General features: G+C 65.0%; 1 protein-coding gene. It reads right to left on the minus strand.

Going from position 1 to position 380, the window contains the following annotated elements:
* The coding region (locus tag L8F96_RS18570; protein WP_334657027.1) for an ABC transporter permease at positions 1–287 on the minus strand (287 nt) is incomplete at its 3' end.
* Between the last annotated feature and the right edge of the window lie 93 nt (positions 288–380).

A 380-nucleotide genomic window follows, 5' to 3' on the forward strand; every position in this document is an offset into this window, starting at 1 on the left:
ATGACGTTGCCCGCGCGGACCGCACGAACGGCCTCGACCTCGCCCGGATAGAGCCCCGTGAGATGAACGAGCGGTGATGCGTCGAGCGCGCGGATGATGGCCCGGCTAGCGGTGCTGCCGTCACTATCCACAACGGCCAGCGGCAGCTGACGCATCGGCCCCTGCCAGAAGGTGGCGGCGACGATGAAGATCAGGATGCCGGGCACCAGAGTCAGCCCCGCCAGGTCCCAGTATTCGTGACGAAGATGACGCAGCTCAAGCGTGAGAGCCTGCCGGAACGCGTTCATTGCGGCCAGTCGAACAGGACGCTCATTCCCGGGCGCAACTTTGCAATCGGCGTAACCGGATGCAGCCGGACCTCGAAGGTGCGCACGTCATAG

Origin of the sequence: Sphingomonas panaciterrae (assembly GCF_036890205.1) — a bacterium.
In the GTDB taxonomy this organism is placed as follows: Bacteria; Pseudomonadota; Alphaproteobacteria; order Sphingomonadales; family Sphingomonadaceae; genus Sphingomonas; species Sphingomonas panaciterrae.